The sequence below is a fragment of the Kocuria varians genome (assembly GCF_006539885.1).
GTDB lineage: Bacteria > Actinomycetota > Actinomycetes > Actinomycetales > Micrococcaceae > Kocuria > Kocuria varians.
In genome coordinates this window covers 33,279-51,100 of record NZ_BJNW01000007.1, presented here as the reverse complement: position 1 = coordinate 51,100, position 17,822 = coordinate 33,279, and the positions used below count along the sequence as shown (strand labels likewise).

Sequence of the window (17,822 nt, the reverse complement as noted above, 5' to 3'; positions counted from 1 at the left end):
GTCACAGAGGTTCTCACTGCGGAAAGCCTGTCCATGTGGCTGCGCAACGTGGTTCGATGATGACGGAGGGATGTTCAGAACGCTTCTGAACGGACGAGCATCCGAAGACCCCACGAAAGAGAGTCACCCACATGATTTAGCTCGCAGTCTTCGACATGGCAGGCACCACCATCGACGACCGGACGAGGTCTACCGCGTGCTGCGCGAGGCCACGGAGCGGTTCGGGGCCGACTACACGGACGAGCAGTTCCAGGAGTGGATGGGCACCGAGAAGCACTGGGCCATCGAGAACCTGCTGCGCATCGGCGGTGCGGACACCAGCGAGGAGACCGTCGAGAAGGCGTGGAACTGGTTCCGTGAGGAGCTCAACCGCACCTACACCGAGAACCCTCCCACGCCCCTGCCGGGTGTGGAGGACGCGCTGCGGGAGCTGCGCTCGCGGGGCGTCACCGTGGGGATGACCACCGGGTTTTCCCGCGAGATCAAGGACCTCATCCTGGACGCGATGGGCTGGAGCGACGGCGACGTCGTGGACATCTCCGTGGCCGGGGACCAGGTTCCCGCGGGGCGTCCCGAGCCGTTCATGATCCAGCGGCTCATGGAGGAGATGGACATCACGGACACCTCCGTGGTGATCAGCTGCGGTGACACCGCCGCGGACGTCGAGTCCGCCAAGCGCGCGGGCGTCACCTCCGTGGGCGTGCTGACCGGGCACCTCACGCGCGAGGACTTCGACCGCCTGGGCGCGGACATCGTCCTGGACTCGGTCGCGGACCTGCCGCAGCACCCGGTGATGTCCGCGGAGTAGTCGCCGAGCAGTACCGACCGGGGTGGTCGCCGCCGATTCGTGGGCGGCTGCCTCCAGGACGGTCCCGGGGATGGGGTGAGCCGCCATGACCCACGTCACGCCCGACCCCGCCCCGCGCGCCCCTTCCGCGGCGTCGTCGTCGGGAAGACCGAAACTGCCCGCCGCGGTGCGGCTGTTCACGCTCGCGTCCTTCCTCAACGCGGTGGGGACGCAGGGCGGGAACGTCTACGCGTCCCTGTTCGCCGTGCGGGCGATGGGCTACTCGACCACCGTGGCCGAGCTGCTGATGGGGGTCATGGGGGTCGGCATCCTGAGCCGGATCGGCTGGGGGCGTGTGGCCGCCGCCTACGTCCTGTGCTTCGCGGCCGCCGTGGTGCCGGGGCGGGTGCAGCGGCGCAGCGCACCGCAACCGGTCGGCTGAGTCCGGGGCCGTGACTCCACCCCGGCTCGTGTGGTGCGATGGACCCATGAACACACCTCGCACGGACCTCTCCCAGACTCTCCGCCGCCTGGACGGCAACAGCTACGGCGCGTACAAGCAGCTCAAGGGCTCGTGGCGGATCGGCGACGCGCAGCTGCTCCTGGACCGGGTGCAGTCGGACCCGTACGCGCCGCCGTCCCTCGCCCGTGTGCGGTTGCCGCTGGCCACGGCGGGCTTCCCGCAGGCCCTGATCGCCACGAAGGACCGGCGCGTGGCGGCGGGGGACTTCCTCACGCGGCAGTTCTCCCGGGTCGCCAGGGACCTCGGACCGCGCGGCGGCAAAGACACCGGCGGGATCTCCATCCAGCGCACCGGGCAGGAGATCCTCGAACGTTCGTCCGTGCTCGTCCCCGACCCCTCCGCCCCGGACGCGCACGTGGAGGTGCGCTGCGAGATCGCCCTGCCCGCCGCGGGCCGCCGCATCAAGGGGCACGCGGCGCAGCGGCTGCTCATGGAGGTGCTGCCCGGCGTCGTCGACCGTGCCCTGCGGTACGCGAACCTGGACGCCCGCGCCCTCGAGGCCCACGTGACCGCCCACCTGGACGCCCAGCACCTGCGGGAGCAGCTGCCCCAGCGCGGACTCGTGGCGTTCGTCGCGGACGGCGCCGTGCTGCCCCGTGCCTCCGGCCATCGAGAGGAGCCGCTCGCCCACGGTGCCGTCCCGTTCGTGACGCCGCCCGAGCTGCGTGTGGAGCTCGAGCTCGAGGACGGCTCCAGAGTGAGCGGCATGGGGATCCCCGAGGGTGTCACCGTGATCGTAGGGGGTGGCTACCACGGCAAGTCCACGCTGCTGCAGGCGCTGGAGCGCGGCGTCTACAGCCACGTTCCCGGGGACGGGCGCGAGCGCGTGGTCGCCCTGCCGAGCGCGATGTCCGTGCGTGCGGAGGACGGCCGGTCAGTGAGCCACACGGACGTCTCCCCGTTCATCACCAACCTCCCCACCGGCGCGGACACCCGCGACTTCAGCACGTCCAACGCGTCCGGGTCCACGTCCCAGGCCGCCGCCACCGTGGAGGCCGTCGAGGCGGAGGCCGCGGTGCTGCTGCTCGACGAGGACACGTGCGCCACCAACCTCATGGTCCGCGACGAGCGCATGCGCGCCATGGTGCCCGGCGAGCGCGAGCCCATCACCCCGTTCGTGGACCGCGTGGGGGCGCTGCACACCGAGCGCGGGGTCTCGTCCATCCTGGTCACGGGCGGGTCCGGGGCGTTCCTGGACGTCGCGGACCTGGTGATCGCGATGGACGCCTACCGCGCCCTGGACGTCACCGACCGTGCCCGCGAGGTGGTGCGCGAGTTCCCCCGGCCCGGTGACATGCGCCCGGCGGAGTCCTTCGGGGAGCTGCGGGTGCACGTGCCGACCGGTGGGTCCGTGAACGACGCCGCCCGCTCGGGTTCCGGTCGCGGCCCGGATTCCACGCACGGTTCCGACCGACGCGGAGACCGCGAGAAGCCGGCACGCGGCAGGGGCCTGGACACCATCCAGCTGGGCCGGGAGGACGTGGACGTCTCCGCACTCGCCCAGCTCGTGGACCCCTCCCAGACGGAGGCGGTCGCGCGGCTGCTCGAAGAGGTCCAGCGCGCCGCAGACGGGCAGACCCCTCTGACGCGGCTCGTCGACGACGCCCTGGACCGTGTCGCCCGCGACGGTCTGGACGCCCTCGCCCACCACCGGGGCCACCCCGGCCACCTGGCGCTTCCGCGCGCGCAGGACGTGGCGGCGGCCTACCACCGGGTCCGCCGCTGACGGATCCCCGCTGGGCGGGGGCACCCCCGACCCGACGCACCCCCGCCCCGGGGACAGCCTCGGCCTGACGCACCCCCGCTGATGGCGCGCGCAGTCCCGACCAGACCTGCTCCGCACCCATTACCCTCGCCGCCACCCCTGCAATTACTGAGTAGTTGCCGATTTTGGGCTCGAAATCTGCACTAACGGAGTAATTGCACCGGGGGTAGGGGGCGGCAGGAACGCGCGCGCTCAGGGGCGCGGCGGCGTCGTCGTCCGCTAGTCCTGCACGGCCCGGCGGATCTCCTCCAGGGAGGTCAGCTCGCCGGCGTTGATGCGCTCGCGGACCGAGTCGTACTGCTCCTGGGAGGTGGCGAAGGGGACCTCCCGGCCGCGGGCGTCCAGGAGCCGACCGTCGACGAACTGGTCGCCGTCCTGCAGCGCACCGGCCTCGCGGGGCGAGAGCACGCGCAGCCCCACGGTGCCCATGCCCATGGCCTCCGTGGAGCTCTTGTGGACGCTGAGCTCGTTGAAGAAGAAGTTCATCACCAGGGCGGCCACTGCGGCGGAGGAGATGCCGGAGGAGAAGATGATGCCCACCCACTCGGGGAAGGAGGCATAGAAGGTGGGGGCGACGATCGGCACCATGCCGAAGGACAGGGACACCGCCACGATGATCAGGTTCATGCCGCCGCGGTAGTCCACGCGTGCCAGGGTGCGGATGCCGGAGGACATCACCGTGCCGAAGAGCACGAACCCGGCGCCGCCCATCACCGGCAGCGGGATCGCGGCGATCACCCGGCCGAGGACCGGGAGCATGCCCAGCAGCACCATGAACACGCCGCCCAGGGCCACCACGTAGCGGCTCTTGACCTTGGTGATCGCCACGAGCCCCACGTTCTGCACGAACGCCGTCTGCGTGAAGGAGTTGAACACGGGAGCCACCGCGGAGGAGAGCATGTCCGCGCGCAGGCCGTCCGCGATGCGCGCGGAGTTGATGCGGGAACCCGTGATCTCGGACAGCGCGAGGATGTCCGCGGTGGTCTCGGCCATGTTCACGAGGATCACGATGGCCATGGCGATGATCGCCGCCACGTGGAACGTGGGCGCACCGAAGTGGAACGGGGAGGGCAGGGCGACCCACGGCCCGCTGCCCACCTGGGAGAAGTCCGCCATGCCCGTGACCCACGCGAGCACGGTGCCGAGCACGATGGCCACCAGGATCGCCAGGCGGGAGAGCACCGCGCCGCCGAACTTGGAGAGCAGCAGCACCGCGAGCAGCGTGAACCCGGCCAGGCCGATGTTCGCGAGCCCGCCGTAGTCGGCGGCCTTGGTGTCCCCGCCCATGGACCACGACGCCGCCACGGGCACCAGGGTGATGCCGATGGTCGTGATGATCGAACCCGTCACCACCGGCGGGAAGAAGCGCAGCACGCGTGCGAAGAACGGCGCCACCAGGAAGCCGAACGCGGAGGCCACCATGATGGAGCCCATCACGGACTGGATGCCGCCGCCGGTGGCCAGCACCGAGAGCATCGTGGCGATCCCGGTGAAGGACACCCCCTGCACGAGCGGCAGCTGCGAACCGATCCGCGGTGCACCCCACGCCTGCAGGAACGTGGCAAAACCACCCACGAACAGAGCGGCGGCGACGAGCAGGGCGGTGGTCTGCGCGTCGTACCCGGCGGCGCTCGCGACCACCAACGGGACCGCGATCAGCCCGCCGTACATGGTCAGGATGTGCTGGACCGCGTAGACGACGGTGCGACCGGCGCCCAGGCGTTCGTCCTCGGGGCGCATCTCCCGCGCGTGGGAAGGGGCGGAGGGTGCGCTGCTGGCCATGGAGATCCTCGTTCGGGACGGGCAGGTGGGGAACACAGAAAGTGTAGGCGCGTCCCACGTGCATTTGAGTGCCCTGAAAACCGACTAACCTACGGGAATGGCCTTTCACGCGGACTCCGCCGAACTGAACAGCAAAGAAATCCTGACCTGGGAGGGCTTCGGTGCCGCCAGCCGTGAGCTCGCCCAGCAGATCGTGGACTCGGACTTCGAGCCGGACATCATCATCGCGGTGGCCCGCGGCGGGTTGCTGCCGGCGGGCGCCCTGTCCTACGCGATGGGCGTGAAACTCTCGGACGCGGTCAACGTGGAGTTCTACACGGACGTCCACGAGACCCTCCCGGACCCCGTGCTGCTGGCGCCCATGCTGGACACGGAGTCCATCAGCGACAAGAAGGTGCTGGTCGTGGACGACGTCGTCGACTCCGGCCGCACCCTCGCCCTCGTCCTGGAGCTGCTGCGCGGCTACGGCGCCGAGTGCCGTTCCGCGGTGATCTACGAGAAGCCGCGTTCGGAGGTCCGCCCCGACTTCTCCTGGAAGTCCACGGACGAGTGGATCGTCTTTCCGTGGTCCGCGCAGGAGCCGGTCACCAAGCGGGGCTGACCCGCGGGCGCCGCGGCGTCGTCGTCACGACCGGCCTGCGCGCCTCCTCCGAGACTATTAAGTGCAGCTAACGCCACCTCCCGTGCGGTAGGTGGCGTTAGCTGCACTTAATTCTTGCTCGGGCTCGGGTGGACCCGTTCCCCGGGGCACCTGCCACCGCCGTGAGGGTGACGACGACGCCGCCGGCCCCCTGGCCGCGCGCCGCGCCCAGGCGCCGTCGTCGCCCCACGGCCTTCCTTCTGTTCCGCAGGCGGGGACTGAGGTGGGCTGGTGGAAAGAGCGCGCCGAGAGCGTGGGGGTCTTGAACATGCTGTGGCGTACGCCATATCCTGAAAGACCATCTTGCATAATCATGAAAATCGGCAGGAGAGACTCATGGCGAAGTACAGCGGCGCACGACGTGCAGTGGCTACGGTTCTGGCCGCAGGGGCACTGCTGGCGGGAGTGATTCCGGCGGCCTCCGCGACCGAGCACACCGTCACCGTCAAGGCGGACTCCATCCAGGCCTGCGAACGGCAGCTGGCTTACAAGATCGGTTACTACCAGGGCAAGGGCTATCTGACCAGCACCAGGCAGCACTGCAATGAATGGCATCCGTTCAAGGATGGATTTTTCGGGGCGAAAGGCATCATGACGTACCGGGATCGAGGAGACGTGATGTGAGGCCGCCTGTCTCCGAGACTTTTGAGTGCAGCTAACGCCACCTACCGTCCGGTAGGTGGCGTTAGCTGCACTTAATCCTTGCTTGGGCCCGTTCCCCCGGGGCACCCGCCGCCGTGAGGGTGACGACGACGCCGGCCCCCTGGCCGCACGCCGCACTCGCGTTCCGACCCCTAGTTCTTGACGCGCTCCCAAACCAGTGCGGCGGTGGCCTCCGCGATGGCGCGTTCCTCGTCCGTGCTCACCACGAGCACCTCGATCGCGGAGTTCTCGGAGCTGATGCGGGCCACGTCCCCCTGGGGGTGCTCGTTGAGGGCGGGGTCCAGGTCGATCCCGAGCGCACCGAGCTGGTCGCAGACCATGGCGCGGAACATCGGGGAGTGCTCGCCGATCCCCGCGGTGAAGATGAGGGCCTGTGCACCCCCTACCGCCACGTGGTACCCGCCGATGTACTTGGCCAGGCGGTAGGCGGCCATCTCCAGGGCGCGCTGAGCACGCTCGTGGCCGTTCTCCGCACGCTGCTCCACGGCGCGCATGTCCGAGTCGCCGCAGATGCCCCGCAGGCCGGACTCGTTGTTGAGCACGCGGTTGAGGTCGTTGGCGCTCATGCCGGGGTTGCGCTCGAGCATGGCGGTGACCACGGACGGGTCCAGGTCACCGCTGCGGGTCCCCATGACCAGGCCCGCGAGCGGGGTGTAGCCCATGGAGGTGTCGTAGGAACGGCCCTGGCGGATCGCGGTCGCGGAGGCGCCGTTGCCCAGGTGGGCCACCACGGCGTTGAACTGCTCGCGCGGGATGCCCAGGAACTCGCAGGCCTTGCCGGTCACGTAGTCGTGGGAGGTGCCGTGGAAGCCGTAGCGGCGCATGCCGTGCATCTCGTACCAGTCGTCCGGGATGGCGTAGCGCCACGCCTTCTCCGGCATGGTGCGGTGGAACGCGGTGTCGAACACGCACACCTGCGGCATGCCGGGCCAGGTCTTCTGGATGGCGCGCAGGCCCAGGGCGTGGGCGGGGTTGTGCAGCGGTGCGAGCGGTGCGAGGCGCTCGATCGCGCGGATGATCTCGTTGTTCACCAGCACGGGCGCGGAGAAGCGCTCGCCGCCGTGGACCACGCGGTGCCCGGCGGCGTCGATCGTGCGCCCGCCGAGCTCCTCCTCCAGGCGGCGCGCCAGGATCTCGAGGGCCTGGGTGTGGTTCTGCACCTCGGACGTGCCGATGTTCTCGATCAGTCCCTGGGTGATGACCTCGCCGCTCTCCACACCGGCGGTCGCGCGCGCGAGGTTCACGTTCTCGTTGATGGCGGGCATCGAGGACGTGTAGGCCTCCGGCTCCTCGCCCGCCGGGGCGACCTCCCGCACCTGGTACTTGATGGAGGATGAACCGCAGTTGACGACTAGCACGAGCATGGCGTGGTCCTTGGGATCGGCGGGCGAAATGGCTCCTCCATGATCTCACGCGGGCTGTGCCCGGGCCGGGCACGACGGCGCTCCGTCGCCTGTCGCAGGGTGCCCGGGCCCTGCTGCGCAGCAGGGCCCGGGGCGGGCGGAGCAGACGACGGATCCCGCTCGAGGCCGGTGAGGTCGGACACCGCCGCCGCGGCTGCCGGACCTCGTCCAGAAGCGCCGCGGATCCTGCCCTGGCCGCTTCGCGTCAGAGCGTCTGCGCCTGGATCGCCGTGATGGCGACGGTGTTCACGATGTCGTCCACCGTGCACCCGCGGGAGAGGTCGTTCACGGGCTTGCGCAGACCCTGCAGCACGGGGCCCACCGCCACGGCGCCGGCGGACTGCTGCACGGCCTTGTAGGTGTTGTTGCCGGTGTTCAGGTCCGGGAACACGAACACGGTGGCCTGCCCCGCCACGTGCGATCCCGGGAGCTTGGACTTGGCGATCGAGGCGTCCACGGCGGCGTCGTACTGGATGGGGCCCTCGACCTCGAAGTCCGGGTGCTGCTCGCGCACGATCTCCGTGGCCGCGCGCACGCGCTCCACGTCCTCGCCGGAGCCGGAGCCGCCGGTGGAGTAGGAGAGCATGGCCACGCGGGGGTCCACGCCGAACTCGCGCGCCGTCTGGGCGGAGGCGAGGGCGATGTCCGCGAGCTGCTGCTCGTCCGGGTTGGGGTTCACGGCGCAGTCGCCGTAGACGAGCACCCGGTCCGCGAGCAGCATGAAGAACACGGAGGAGACGATGTTCACGCCCTCGCGGGTCTTCACGAACTCCAGGGCGGGACGGATGGTGTTCGCGGTGGTGTGGGCGGCACCGGAGACCATGCCGTCCACGTCCCCCAGCTGCACCATCATCGTGCCGAAGTACGAGCCGTCCGCCATGCGCTCCAGCGCCTGCTCCTTGCTCACCCCCTTGTGGGAGCGCAGCCGCACGTACTCGTCCGCGTACTTCTCGCGCAGGGCGTCGTCGTGCTGGAAGTCCACGAGGTTCAGGCCCTCGGCGTCGAAGTCGAGCTCGATGCCCTCGGACTGCGCGAGCGCGCGCACGGCCTCCGGCTCGCCCAGCACGGTGAGGTCGCAGAAGTTGCGGCGGTGGATCATCTCCGCGGCGCGCAGGATCCGGGGGTCGTCGCCCTCCGGGAGCACCACGTGCTTGCGGTCCGCGCGCGCGGACTCCACGAGCTCGTGCAGGAACCGCAGCGGGGTGCGCTTGACCGGGCGGGGCAGGGTCAGCCGCCCGGAGAGCTCGTCGCTGTCGATGTACTCGGCCCACGCACCGCGCGCGGCGGCGATCTTGCGGGAGTGCGCGCCGGCCAGCGTGCCGCGGGTGCCGGCCACGGCCTGCGCCGTGGAGAACGTGTCCCCCTCGGTCACGAGCACGGGGAATGGCGCGGCACCCAGCAGGGAGCCCACGGCGCCGGAGGGGCGGAAACCGCCCGTGAGCAGCATCCCCGCGGGCGTGGGGAGGGTGGGCGCCAACGACGACGCCAGGGTCGCGGAGACCACGTCCGTCCGGTCCCCGGGGGTGATCACCAGGTCCCCGTCCGCCATCTGGTCCAGGAAGTTGCCCGCCGTCATGGCCGCCACCTTCACGGCCTTGATGTCGCGGTCCACGGAGCTGGAGTTGAAGTCCGTGCCGTAGCCCTGCGCGTCCACGAGCTCGGCGACGGTGGGGTTGGAGATCGCGGGGAGCTCCGGGATGACGTACGCCGGGAGGTTGTGGTCCCCGGGTTTGGCGTCCCGGCGGATCTCCTCCACGTGGGCGGGGTCCGCGCGGTTCACGATCACGGCGTAGATGTCGCAGCCGGCCTGGCGCAGCTCGGTGCGGGTCACGTCGATCGCGTTGAGGACGTCCTTGACCCGCTCGGAGTCGTGCGCGCTGATGACCGCGGCCACGGAGCAGCCCATGTTGTTGGCGAGCCGGGCGTTGAGGTCGAACTCCGCGGTGGCCGCGTTGTGCGCCACGAGGTCCGTGCCGTCCACGAGGATCACATCGCACTCGCGGGCCATCTCGGAGTAGACGGCCATGGCGGCGGAGTCGAGCTCGTCGTGGTCCCCGGAGGCGAGGATCTCGCGCGTGCGCTCCAGGGACACCGCACCCCGGCAGCGGGAGTCCGGCAGGTCGAACGTGCGCTTCATGAGCTGCAGGACGGAGTCGTCCTCCGGGGTCGCGCCGTCGAAGACCGGCCGGAAGAACCCGAGCGCGTCCGTGCGCTTGAACATGGTGTCGGCGAGGCCCAACGCCACCAGGGTCTTGCCGCTCAGCGGTGTCATGGCGGAAATGTAGATGCCCTGCGTCATGGAAGATGCTCCCTGCGTCGTCGACCGATGGTGCCTCCAGTCTATGAACTCCACACGCTCCGCAGGGGCTCGCGCTTTTGGGGTGCCGGTGCCACACTGGTCACATGTTGATTGCCTTCTCAGTCTCACCCAGTGGCGGCGACAACCCGGACGCCTCCGTGCACGACGCCGTCGCCGCGGCCGTCCACGTGGTGCGCGAGTCCGGGCTGCCCAACCGCACCGACTCCATGTTCACCACCATCGAGGGCGAGTGGGACGAGTGCATGGCCGTGGTCAAGGAGGCCACCGCCGCCGTGGCCGAGTACGGCCCGCGCGTCTCGCTCGTGCTGAAGGCGGACATCCGCCCCGGCCACACGGGGGAGCTCACCGGCAAGGTGGAACGCCTGGAGTCCGCGCTGCACAGCCACGAGCTCGGCCGCTCGCAGGAGCGCCGCGGCATCGCGGCGGGCCGCCCGGACGGCTCCGCGGACGACGCCGCGGGCACCACCCCGGGCGCGGCCGCCCCGGATCGCGCGTGAGGCAGGACCCGACCATCCCCGCGAGCTCGTGAGCCGGAAGAACCGCGGGAAGAGCACCAGGCGTGACGGGCGCGGGGAAGCCGGCGCCGCGGCGTCGTCGGACGCTCCCGGGCTCGTGGAGCGCACCTGGGTCACGGACACCGGCACCGTGGAGCTGCAGCGGGACCCGTACGTGCCCGGTGCGTGGCTGCTGCGCGTGAACGGGGTGCCGTCCTCGCACATCGTCCCGGAGCGCCCGGACCAGCTGGAGTTCGAGTACATGCGCTGGTTCTCCACGGTGCTGGAGGAGCACGTCTCCGCCCACCTGGACCCCACCGCGCTGCGCGTCCTGCACCTGGGCGGCGGCGCGTGCACGATGGCCCGCTACCTCGGCTGGCGCTACCCGCAGGCCCGGCAGGTGGTCGTGGAGCTCGACGCCGCCCTGGCCACCCTGGTGCGCGAGTGGCTGGACCTGCCCCGCGCGCCCCTGCTGCGGATCCGCCCCGGGGAGGCCCGCGCGGTCACCGGGTCGCTCACGGAGGGCTCGCGGGACGTCGTGATCCGGGACGTCTTCGCGGGGGAGCAGACTCCGGGGCACCTGCGCACGGTGGAGTTCGCCCGGTGCGTGGACCGCGTGATGGCGCCGGACGGGCTGTACCTGCTGAACGTGGGGGACACCCGCAACCTCAAGGGCACGCGCGCGGAGGTCGCCGCGCTGCTGGAGGTCTTCGAGCACGTGGCGGCGGTCGCGGATCCCGCGATGCTCAAGGGCCGCCGCTACGGCAACGTGGTGCTCGCGGCCTCCCACGCCCCACTTCCCGCGGCCGGTTCCGCCGACGCCGCCGCGCTGGGCCGCGAGCTGCTCGGCGGCTCCCTGCCGGCCCAGTACAAGGACACCGCGTGGTGCCGTGAGCTGGCCGCGGACGCGCACCCGTGGCACGACAAGCCGGCGGACCCGGTCCCCGAGGGTCCGGAAGCAGGGACCCCGCACGCTGAGGCGCCCGGGGCGCAGGGCAACGGCTCGGCCTGACGCGCGGGGGCGGTGGAGCCGGGTGGCTGCACGGCATCGGTCAGCACCCGCGGGCCGGCACGAACAACGCCGCCCGCGCCCCACGGGAGGGACCCGTGGAAGGCGGCGAGCGGCGTCGTCGTCAGAAGAGGAGCGGGATCAGCTCATCCAGCCCTTGATCACGCCCACGCCGTAGAACAGGACGAACGCGGCGGCCACCACGTACATCAGCGGGTGGACCTCCTTGCCGCGGCCCTGCACCACGCGGATGAAGGCGTAGGAGACGAAGCCCGCGCCGATGCCGTCCGCGATCGAGTACGTGAACGGCATGATCGCGAAGGTCAGGAACGAGGGGATGGCGACCCCCCAGTCCTGCCAGTCGATGTCCACGGCGTTCTTGGCCATCAGGAAGCCCACCACCACCATGGCGGGAGCAACGGCCTCGAACGGGACCATGCTCACGAGCGGCGTGAGGAACATGGCGGCGAGGAACAGCACGCCGGTGACCACGTTCGCGAGACCCGTGCGGGCGCCGTCGGCGATGCCCGTGGAGGACTCCACAAAGATCTGGTTGGAGGACGCCGAGCCCGCGCCGCCGGCCACCGCGCCGAGCGCGTCCACGAGCAGCACGCGGTCCAGGTTCTCGATCTGGCCGTCCTCGGCCACGAGCCCGGCCTGCTGCGAGAGCCCCACCGTGGTGCCCATGGCGTCGAAGAAGACCGAGAGCAGGATGGTGAAGATCAGCAGCGCGCACGAGATCACACCCAGTTGACGGAACGCGTCCAGGGGAGCGGCGGCACCGAGCAGGGAGAGGTCCGGCAGGCTGAAGAAGCCGTTCGGGGTGGAGGGCACCACCAGGGACCAGCCGCGGGGGTTCTCCACGGAGGAGCCGGAGGGTGCCACGGCCTCGAGCACGTGGGCCAGCACGGTGGTCAGCACCACGGAGATCAGGATCCCGCCGCGCACGTTGCGCACCATCAGGGCGAGCGTCAGCAGCAGCCCCACCACGAAGGTCAGGGTGGGCCAGCCGACCAGCTGACCGCCCACGCCCAGCTGCACCGGCACGGTGGTCCCGGCGGCGTCCGGCATGCGGCGCACGAAGCCGGCGTTGACCAGTCCGATCAGGGCGATGAACAGCCCGATGCCCACCACGATGGCCGTCTTGAGCGAGGCCGGCACGGCGTTGAACACCGCGGTGCGGAACCCGGTCAGCACGAGCACCACCATGATCACGCCGGCCCAGATCACCAGGCCCATCACCTCGGGCCACGTGAGCCCGGGGTTGGTCGCGATGGTCACGGCCAGGAACGCATTCACGCCCAGCCCCGCGGCCACGCCGAACGGGGAGCGGGCCCACACGCCCATCAGGATCGTGAGCACACCGGCCACCAGGGCCGTCACCGCGGCCACCCGCGAGCCGCCCAGGGCGTTGCCCGCGGCGTCCTGGCCGTAGCCCAGCACCAGCGGGTTGAGCACCACGATGTAGCTCATGGCGATGAAGGTGGCGACGCCGCCGCGCACCTCCCGGCCCACGGTGGACCCGCGCCTGGTGATCGAGAAGAAGCGGTCCAGTCCGCCGCGTGGTTCGCGTGCGGCGGCGGGCGGGGTGGATGACGACATGGCAATCCTCACGGGCGGGCGCGTACGTGACGCACCGTACGGAAACGGTGGGGGTTTTTGTGTAGAAATACTACGCCGGGCCCTTTCCCCGACCGCGCGGATCGGCGTCAGGGCGGTGCTGCCGGCGCAGGACGTTAGGCAACACTCACCACGATTCACTACCGTGGACGACAACCCCAGCAAGCACGCGGGACCCGCGTGCGTGTCGAAAGGACAGCGCCACCGTGACTACCCCCACAACCCGCCGCCCGCTCCGCGTGGCCGTGATCGGTGCAGGCCCCGCCGGCATCTACGCGGCGGACATGATCACCAAGACCGAGGCGGTGCGCGAGGGCGAGCTCGAGGTGAGCGTGGACCTCTTCGACCGCTACCCCACCCCGTTCGGTCTCATCCGCTACGGCGTGGCCCCGGATCACCCCCGCATCAAGGGCATCATCACGGCGCTGCGTTCCATCCTGGGCCGCGGGGACATCCGGTTCTTCGGCAACGTGGAGTACGGCAAGGACATCACGCTGGGCGAGTTCCTGACCCACTACGACGCCGTCATCTTCGCCACCGGCGCCGTCAACGATGCCCCGCTGGACATCCCCGGCGCGGACCTGGACGGCTCCTACGGTGCGGCCCGCTTCGTGGCCTGGTACGACGGCCACCCGGACTACCCCCGCACGTGGCCCCTGGAGGCCAAGGAGATCGCGGTCATCGGCAACGGCAACGTGGCCCTGGACGTGGCGCGCGTGCTGTCCAAGCACGCCGAGGACATGCTCGTGACCGAGATCCCGGAGAACGTGTACGAGGGCCTGAAGAAGTCCCCCGTCACGGACGTGCACATCTTCGGCCGCCGCGGCCCGGCGCAGATCAAGTTCACCCCGTTGGAGCTGCGCGAGCTGGCCAAGTCCCGGGACGTGGACATCGTGGTCTACGACGAGGACTTCCAGTTCGACGAGGCCTCCGAGCAGGCCATGGTCGAGAACAACCAGACCAAGGTCATGATGAAGACGCTGCAGAAGTGGCGCGAGGACGACACCCCCAAGACGGCGTCCCGCCGGCTGCACCTGCACTTCCTCCAGACCCCGGACGAGATCCTGGGGGACGAGAACGGCAAGGTCCGCGCGATCCGCATGGAGCGCACGCGCCTGAACGGCGACGCCTCCGTCACGGGCACCGGCGAGTACACGGAGTACCCCGTGCAGGCCGTCTACCACGCGATCGGCTACCTGGGCTCCCCGCTGCCGGAGCTGCCCTTCGACCCCGAGCGCGGCGTGATCCTCAACGAGGAGGGCCGCGTGGTCGACGCCGACGGCGCCCCCATCCCGGGCGTGTACGCGACCGGCTGGATCAAGCGCGGCCCCGTGGGCCTGATCGGTGCGACCAAGTCGGACGCGCTGGAGACCGTGAACCACCTCATCGAGGACCACGCGTCCCTCGCGGACCCGGACCGCCCCGAGCCGGAGGCCGTGGTGGAGCTGCTCGAGGAGAAGGGCGTCCCCTTCACCACGTGGGAGGGCTGGCTGGCCCTGGACGAGCATGAGCAGTCGCTGGGCCAGGCCTCGCAGGACGCCGAGGGCAACCCGCGCGAGCGCGTGAAGGTCGTGGAGCGCGAGCACATGGTCTCGGTCTCCCGCGGCGAGACCGGGAACTCGGCGGAGTAGTCCGCCCGACCGCACCACCCGAGGACCGGGCGGGGCGGGTGCCTCCGGAGCGATCCGGGAACGGCGCCGGCCCCGCCCGGTCCTCTCACACCCCCAGCAGCTCCCGGGTGTGCGCGTTGAGCAGCAGCCCCTGCGGGTCGAGCTCGGTGCGCAGCGCCAGGAACTCGTCCCAGCCGGGGTACTGCGGGGCGAGGTCCGCGGCGGTGCGGGTGTGCACGGTGCCCCAGTGGGGGCGCCCCCCGTGGGCCGCGAAGATCTCCTCCGCGGCGCGGAAGAACCCCTCGTGGGGACGCCTACCGTACTGCCGCAGGGCGATCCACCCGGTGTATCGGCCCGCGGCCGGTGAGAGCAGTCCCCGGTCCGGCGGGGAGCAGCGCACGGTCACGGGGAAGGAGAGGTCGTAGCCCTTGCGGTCCACCAGGTCGCGCAGCTCCCGGAAGGCGTCCGCGGTGCTCTCGAGCGGCAACGCGTACTCGCTGCACACGTAGCGCACCGGCCGGGCGGTGGTGAACGCGCGGTAGGAGACGTCCGTGTAGCGGCGGGAGCTCAGGGCCATGGACTCGAGCCTGTTGAGCCCGTTCACCGTGCGGGGCAGGAGGGAGCCCACCCGGCCGAGGCCCGCCGTCAGGGAGGTGCGCAGGACGGCGTCGTCCGCGCGGCGCAGTGCCCGCGAGATCGGGGAGGCCGGGCGTGTGTAGTCCTGGGGCAGACGGTGCAGCCGGCTGAGGATGCGGGTGTGGGCCATGGAGGTGCCCGGCATCCAGGAGAACTCGAAGTGGTCCGCGCCGGACATCCGCTCCTGCATCCCGTCCACGAGCCCGGCCAGGGGTTCGCGGAACTCGGCGCAGTGCAGGCGGAAGGAGCTCACGCACTGCAGGGTGACCGAGACGACGACCCCCAGCACGCCCAGGTGCACCCGAGCCGCGCGCAGCAGGTCCGGCCGGTGGGTCTCGGAGCACGAGACCAGCTCGCCGGAGGGCGTGGCGATGCTCATCGCCGTCACCTGCTCGGCCATGGACGGCTGCCCCAGGCCCGTGCCGTGCATGCCGGTGGCGACGGCCCCGGCCACCGTCATGTGGCCGCTGTCCGGCAGGTTCGCGACGGCCAGGCCGTGCTCCTCCAGCAGCCGGCTCAGCTCGTGCAGCGTGGTGCCCGCGAAGACCGTGACCAGCTGGCGCTCGGTGTCCACGGAGACCAGCCCGGACAGGGCGGAGGTGTCCAGCAGGACGTCCTCTGTGGGGACCACCGGGCTCCAGCTGTGCCCGGAGCCCGCCGGGCGCACCGTGAGACCGGCCGCGGCGGCCTCCGCCAGGACCTGCAGCACCTGGTCCGAGTCCTCCGGCCGCACGGTCACGGCGGGTTCGGCCGAGACGTTGCCGCCCCAGGACCGCCACGTGCCCGACCTGACCTCGGCCGTCAGGGAGGGGCGCTCGCCTTGTGCGCGTGTGCTCACGGTCGTCTCCGTTCCGGGGGTCTGGCCCCTTGCAGTCCACGCCCGGTGCGCGGTGGGTGGAGCACGCCCCGGGTGCGCCCATCATCTCACCGCCTCCCGGCGTCCGGGGACCGCGTGACTAGGCTGGAACCAGGACATCCTGCCCAACGGAGGGAAGATCGTGGACGCACGTGAGCGCGAGATCGTCGTGGGAGTGGACGGCTCCGACCAGAGCTATGCGGCCCTGCACTGGGCGGCCCGGGAGGCGCGCCGCCGGGTCGCGCCGCTGCACGTGGTCACGGCCTACTCGGTGCCCATGATCGGCGGCTCCACTTTCGACGTGGGCTACGCCGGGTTCGACGACGCCGCCATGAACCGCGCCGTCGCGGAGCTCGTGGCGGACGCACGACGCCGCGTGGCCGAGCTGGACGTGGACGTCCGCTCCACGGTCGAGGCCGGGGACCCCTCCGGGGTGCTCGTGGAGCTGAGCCGGGACGCCCAGCTGCTAGTGCTGGGCTCGCGCGGCCGCGGTGGACTGATCGGGCGGCTGCTGGGCTCGGTCTCCACGGCCGTTCCCGCCCACGCGCACTGCCCTGTGGGGATCATCCCCCTGCAGTGGGGCACCGAGTACCGGCTGAACGAGAACGTCGGCCGTCACGGGGCGTTCGTGGACGGCGTCACGGTGGGCTCGGACGGCTCCGAGCAGGCCAGCGCCGCGATGCTCTGGGCCGCCGAGGAGGCCGAGCAGCTCGGGGTGCCGCTGCACGTGGTGTGCGCGGCCCCCTCCGACACCGCCTCCTCCGTGTGGCTGCCCTCCCCGGTGGACTTCGACGACCTCCGCGGCCAGGTCCGTGCCGCGACGGATGCCAGCGTGGCCTGGCTGCGCGGGCACTTCCCCGGCGTGGATCTCACCGGCGAGGTCGTGGACGGCTCACCCATCCACGTGCTCGTGGAGCGCTCCGGGCAGAACCAGCTCGTGGTCACCGGCACCCGCGGCCACGGCGGCTTCGCGGGCATGCTGCTGGGCTCCACGTCCCAGGGCGTGCTGCACAACTGCGTGGGGCCGGCCATGATCATCCCGCGCTTCGAGGACCCGCGACTCGCGGACCGCCCGGACCTGGGCATCTGACCCGCGGAGCCCGTGGCCCCGGGGGTCTCGAGGCCCGTGCCCCCGGGGCCTGCGACGCCGCGGCACGTTTGTGAAAGGGGGCACTTTCCCTCTAAGCTACACACGGTCCATCGTCCGCCGTGCGCTCTGCCGTGCTGCGGACGAGGTTCTGGCCCCCATCGTCTAGCGGCCTAGGACACCGCCCTTTCACGGCGGCGGCACGGGTTCGAATCCCGTTGGGGGTACGTTTTCCCCCGGGGATCCCGCTGGACGACGAGCTGGCTGACGATTTGCACAGCGAGCCGGTTGTACTGGTAAGATCTTCACTCGTTGGAAACAATCAAGGCCCTGTAGCGCAGTTGGTTAGCGCGCCGCCCTGTCACGGCGGAGGTCGCGGGTTCAAGTCCCGTCAGGGTCGCTCAGGCGGCGATGAAAAGGAAACTTTTCGCGCCGTCGCGGCATATCACCGTGGGTTTCACCCCGGCGTGTGCCTGGCTCTGTAGCTCAGTTGGTAGAGCGTACGACTGAAAATCGTAAGGTCACCGGATCGACGCCGGTCGGAGCCACTGAACCCTCGCGTGGCTTCTACACGCGGGGGTTCTTCTCATTCCCGGACTTTTTCATCTCATGGCCGTTCCGTCTCCT

The 17,822-nt window shown here is 70.8% G+C and carries 14 protein-coding genes and 3 tRNA genes; 12 read left to right on the top strand and 5 right to left on the bottom strand.

Annotated features, from left to right (window positions below):
* The first annotated feature begins 196 nt into the window (after nt 1-196).
* From KVA01_RS05170 to KVA01_RS05160, 3 genes are all read left to right on the top strand, one after another.
* Nucleotides 197-808 carry an HAD hydrolase-like protein gene (locus KVA01_RS05170; protein ID WP_197461428.1) on the top strand — a complete coding sequence of 204 codons (612 nt, stop codon included), beginning with the start codon at nt 197-199 and terminating at the stop codon, nt 806-808.
* Between the two features lie 85 nt (nt 809-893).
* Entirely contained in the window at nt 894-1,229 is a 336-nt protein-coding gene (locus KVA01_RS12895; RefSeq protein ID WP_233438767.1) for a hypothetical protein, read from the top strand.
* A gap of 46 nt (nt 1,230-1,275) precedes the next feature.
* Nucleotides 1,276-3,036, top strand: coding sequence for an ABC-ATPase domain-containing protein (locus KVA01_RS05160; protein WP_068467279.1), 1,761 nt, complete (start codon nt 1,276-1,278; stop codon nt 3,034-3,036).
* Between the two features lie 258 nt (nt 3,037-3,294).
* Here the strand turns inward: KVA01_RS05160 and KVA01_RS05155 are convergent, their stop codons facing one another.
* Entirely contained in the window at nt 3,295-4,857 is a 1,563-nt protein-coding gene (locus KVA01_RS05155; RefSeq protein WP_141269202.1) for a nucleobase:cation symporter-2 family protein, read from the bottom strand.
* 97 nt (nt 4,858-4,954) lie between these two features.
* Here KVA01_RS05155 and KVA01_RS05150 point away from each other — a divergent pair, with 97 nt between their 5' ends.
* Nucleotides 4,955-5,458 (top strand): phosphoribosyltransferase, encoded by a 504-nt coding sequence (locus tag KVA01_RS05150; protein WP_068467276.1) that lies wholly within the window; start codon nt 4,955-4,957, stop codon nt 5,456-5,458.
* 375 nt (nt 5,459-5,833) lie between these two features.
* Entirely contained in the window at nt 5,834-6,121 is a 288-nt protein-coding gene (locus KVA01_RS05145) for a hypothetical protein (RefSeq protein WP_068467274.1), read from the top strand.
* Between the two features lie 170 nt (nt 6,122-6,291).
* On the opposite strand, the gene KVA01_RS05140 is transcribed toward KVA01_RS05145, so the two are convergent.
* Both KVA01_RS05140 and pta read right to left on the bottom strand, forming a co-directional pair.
* Nucleotides 6,292-7,524 carry an acetate kinase gene (locus KVA01_RS05140; RefSeq protein WP_141269200.1) on the bottom strand — a complete coding sequence of 411 codons (1,233 nt, stop codon included), beginning with the start codon at nt 7,522-7,524 and terminating at the stop codon, nt 6,292-6,294.
* Nucleotides 7,525-7,768: 244 nt separating this feature from the next.
* Nucleotides 7,769-9,862: a phosphate acetyltransferase gene (gene pta, locus KVA01_RS05135; protein ID WP_068467270.1), complete on the bottom strand. Its 2,094-nt coding sequence runs from the start codon at nt 9,860-9,862 to the stop codon at nt 7,769-7,771.
* Between the two features lie 104 nt (nt 9,863-9,966).
* Here pta and KVA01_RS05130 point away from each other — a divergent pair, with 104 nt between their 5' ends.
* Nucleotides 9,967-10,380, top strand: coding sequence for a thiamine-binding protein (locus tag KVA01_RS05130; protein WP_141269198.1), 414 nt, complete (start codon nt 9,967-9,969; stop codon nt 10,378-10,380).
* A 28-nt stretch (nt 10,381-10,408) separates the two neighbouring features.
* Nucleotides 10,409-11,389, top strand: coding sequence for a spermidine synthase (locus KVA01_RS05125; protein ID WP_141269196.1), 981 nt, complete (start codon nt 10,409-10,411; stop codon nt 11,387-11,389).
* Nucleotides 11,390-11,527: 138 nt separating this feature from the next.
* On the opposite strand, the gene KVA01_RS05120 is transcribed toward KVA01_RS05125, so the two are convergent.
* A complete protein-coding gene (locus KVA01_RS05120; RefSeq protein WP_174805706.1) occupies nt 11,528-12,988 on the bottom strand; it encodes an NCS2 family permease in 1,461 nt (486 codons plus the stop codon).
* 224 nt (nt 12,989-13,212) lie between these two features.
* Between KVA01_RS05120 and KVA01_RS05115 the strand changes: the two genes are divergently transcribed.
* The gene (locus tag KVA01_RS05115) at nt 13,213-14,637 is read left to right on the top strand and encodes an FAD-dependent oxidoreductase (RefSeq protein ID WP_068467262.1); all 1,425 of its coding nucleotides are present in this window, start codon (nt 13,213-13,215) and stop codon (nt 14,635-14,637) included.
* Between the two features lie 85 nt (nt 14,638-14,722).
* Here KVA01_RS05115 and KVA01_RS05110 read toward each other — a convergent pair whose 3' ends face one another.
* On the bottom strand, nt 14,723-16,090 hold the full coding sequence (locus KVA01_RS05110; protein WP_231860536.1) for a D-arabinono-1,4-lactone oxidase: 1,368 nt from the start codon (nt 16,088-16,090) through the stop codon (nt 14,723-14,725).
* Nucleotides 16,091-16,250: 160 nt separating this feature from the next.
* On the opposite strand from KVA01_RS05110, the gene KVA01_RS05105 reads away from it, so the two are divergent.
* The 4 genes from KVA01_RS05105 (at nt 16,251) to KVA01_RS05090 (ending at nt 17,743) form a co-directional block, all read left to right on the top strand.
* Nucleotides 16,251-17,198: a universal stress protein gene (locus KVA01_RS05105; protein ID WP_068467260.1), complete on the top strand. Its 948-nt coding sequence runs from the start codon at nt 16,251-16,253 to the stop codon at nt 17,196-17,198.
* A 151-nt stretch (nt 17,199-17,349) separates the two neighbouring features.
* Nucleotides 17,350-17,422 (top strand) — tRNA-Glu (locus tag KVA01_RS05100).
* A gap of 99 nt (nt 17,423-17,521) precedes the next feature.
* Nucleotides 17,522-17,595: transfer RNA gene (locus KVA01_RS05095), tRNA-Asp, on the top strand.
* Between the two features lie 75 nt (nt 17,596-17,670).
* Nucleotides 17,671-17,743: transfer RNA gene (locus KVA01_RS05090), tRNA-Phe, on the top strand.
* Nucleotides 17,744-17,822 lie beyond the last annotated feature (79 nt).

Coding starts and splice junctions, on each gene's coding strand:
- KVA01_RS12895 (WP_233438767.1), top strand. CDS start 894: ATGACCCACGTCACGCCCGACCCCGCCCCGCGCGCCCCTTCCGCGGCG.
- KVA01_RS05160 (WP_068467279.1), top strand. CDS start 1,276: ATGAACACACCTCGCACGGACCTCTCCCAGACTCTCCGCCGCCTGGAC.
- KVA01_RS05155 (WP_141269202.1), bottom strand. CDS start 4,857: ATGGCCAGCAGCGCACCCTCCGCCCCTTCCCACGCGCGGGAGATGCGC.
- KVA01_RS05150 (WP_068467276.1), top strand. CDS start 4,955: ATGGCCTTTCACGCGGACTCCGCCGAACTGAACAGCAAAGAAATCCTG.
- KVA01_RS05145 (WP_068467274.1), top strand. CDS start 5,834: ATGGCGAAGTACAGCGGCGCACGACGTGCAGTGGCTACGGTTCTGGCC.
- KVA01_RS05140 (WP_141269200.1), bottom strand. CDS start 7,524: ATGCTCGTGCTAGTCGTCAACTGCGGTTCATCCTCCATCAAGTACCAG.
- pta (WP_068467270.1), bottom strand. CDS start 9,862: ATGACGCAGGGCATCTACATTTCCGCCATGACACCGCTGAGCGGCAAG.
- KVA01_RS05130 (WP_141269198.1), top strand. CDS start 9,967: ATGTTGATTGCCTTCTCAGTCTCACCCAGTGGCGGCGACAACCCGGAC.
- KVA01_RS05120 (WP_174805706.1), bottom strand. CDS start 12,988: ATGTCGTCATCCACCCCGCCCGCCGCCGCACGCGAACCACGCGGCGGA.